Origin of the sequence: Acidovorax sp. HMWF018 (assembly GCF_003061035.1) — a bacterium.
Taxonomy (GTDB): Bacteria; Pseudomonadota; Gammaproteobacteria; order Burkholderiales; family Burkholderiaceae_C; genus Acidovorax; species Acidovorax delafieldii.
On the sequence record NZ_QAIM01000380.1, the window covers coordinates 1 to 2,346 of the forward strand.

At 66.0% G+C, this 2,346-nt stretch carries 1 protein-coding gene; it reads right to left on the bottom strand.

Features of this window, described 5'->3' with window-relative positions; all coding sequences use genetic code 11:
• A partial coding sequence (gene hrpA / locus DBR23_RS14800) for an ATP-dependent RNA helicase HrpA (RefSeq protein ID WP_369882119.1) occupies positions 1 to 2,282 on the bottom strand: 2,282 nt, incomplete at its 3' end.
• Positions 2,283 to 2,346: the final 64 nt, after the last annotated feature.

The following is a 2,346-nucleotide window of genomic DNA, read 5'->3' on the forward strand; positions in this document are numbered from 1 at the left end:
ACCTTGCCGAAGTTCACGCGGCGGTTGTTGTAGACCACGATGCCGTAGAGCGTGGCGCGCTCCAGCGCCACGACCTCGGCAGATTTTTTCTCCCAATGCGGGTCCAGCAGTTGCTTCTTCAGCAAGTGGCCGCCGATCTGCTCCAGCCACTGCGGCTCAATCGCAGCGATGCCCCGGCCAAACAGGCGCGTGGTTTCGACCAGCTCCGACGCGATGATCCAGCGGCCGGGTTTCTTGTTCAGGTGCGCGCCCGGGTGCTTGTAGAACTTGATGCCCCGCGCCCCCAGGTACCAGTCGTCCTCGTCGCTCTTGCAGCCGACGTTGCCCAGCAGCCCGGCCAGCATGGACAGGTGCAGTTGCTCGTAGCTGGCGGGCTGCGTGTTGATCTGCCACTTGTGCTCGGTCACCACCGTGAGCAACTGGGTGTGGATGTCGCGCCACTCGCGCAGGCGGCGAATGCTGATGAAGTTCTGGCGCAGCAACTGCTCGTACTGGCGGTTGCTGAGCTTGTGGGTGGCGGCTGGAGCGGCGGGTATTGCTGCTACAGCAGCCGCTGCAGGCGCGCCGCCGCGCCGCTCCACGGGCAGGTACGCCTGCGACGGCGCCTTCTGCGCGGCCATGGCTTTTTGCGCACGGGCCGACGGCAAGCTGGGCGCCCCGCCCCGGGCCTCGTTGATCCACTTCCACAGCTTCAGGTAGCCGCTGAACTCGCTCTTGTCGTCGTCGAACTTGGCGTGCGCCTGGTCGGCCTGCTGCTGTGCCTCCATAGGGCGGTCGCGCACGTCCTGCACGCTCAGGGCGCTGGCAATGATCAGCACCTCGTCCAGCGCCTTGCGGTCGCGCGCCTCGATGATCATGCGGCCCACGCGGGGGTCCAGCGGGAGGCGCGACAGCTCCACCCCCATGGGCGTGAGTTCGTTGGCGTCGTCCACCGCGCCCAGCTCGGCCAGCAGCTGGTAGCCGTCAGCAATCGCGCGGCCCGAGGGGGCCTCGATGAACGGAAACTGCGTGACGTCGCCCAGGTGCAGCGACTTCATGCGCAGGATGACGCCGGCCAGCGAGCTGCGCAAAATTTCGGGGTCGGTAAAGCGCGGGCGGCTGTTGAAGTCCGCCTCGTCATACAGGCGGATGCAGATGCCGTTGGCCACCCGGCCACAGCGGCCGGCGCGCTGGTTGGCGGCGGCCTGGCTGATGGGCTCCACCAGCAACTGCTCCACCTTGCTACGGAAAGAATAGCGCTTGACGCGCGCTGTACCTGCGTCAATGACGTATCGGATGCCCGGCACCGTGAGCGAGGTCTCGGCCACGTTGGTCGCCAGCACGATGCGGCGGCCCGTATGGCCGTCAAAGATGCGGTCCTGCTCGGCCTGACTGAGGCGCGCAAACAGCGGCAGCACCTCGGCGTTGCGCATCACGGGCTGGTGCGACAGGTGCTTGCGCAGGTGGTCGGCAGCCTCGCGGATCTCGCGTTCACCGGGCAAAAAGACCAGGATGTCACCCGCCGCATTCCCCTGCCACAGCTCGTCCACGCCATCGGCAATGGCCTCGTTCAGACCGTAGTCGCGGCTCTCTTCAAACGGGCGGTAGCGCTGCTCCACCGGAAAGGTGCGGCCCGACACCATGATGACCGGGGCCGGCCCCTTGGCGCTTTCAAAGTGTTTGGCAAACCGGTCCGCATCAATCGTGGCCGACGTGACGATGACCTTCAGGTCCGGCCGGCGCGGCAGGATCTGGCGGATGTAGCCCAGCAGAAAGTCGATGTTGAGGCTGCGCTCGTGCGCCTCGTCGATGATGATGGTGTCGTAGGCCTTGAGCAGCGGATCGGTCTGCGTCTCGGCCAGCAAGATGCCGTCGGTCATGAGCTTGACGGACGCATCGCGCGAGAGGCGGTCCTGGAACCGCACCTTGAAGCCCACCACGTCGCCCAGCGGCGTGTTCAGCTCTTCGGCAATGCGCTTGGCCACGCTGCTGGCCGCAATGCGGCGTGGCTGGGTGTGGCCAATCAGCTGCCCTTTCTGTCCCGGCTTGGCATTGCACTTGCCACGGCCCAGCGCCAGCGCAATCTTGGGCAGCTGGGTGGTCTTGCCCGACCCCGTTTCACCGCACACGATGATCACCTGGTGCTTGGTGATGGCCTCCATGATCTCGTCGCGCTTGCCCGACACCGGCAACGACTCGGGGAACGTGATGCGCAGCGGCGCTGGCGGCGCGGCGGGTGCAGATACGGGTGCTGGAGCAGGAACGCGGGACGACGCAGGCAAACGCGGATCAGAAGAGGACATAGGCCCGCATTATCGATAGCAGCACCCTGCCCCCTGCGCTGCATCTGTGCTTTTGGCACGACAT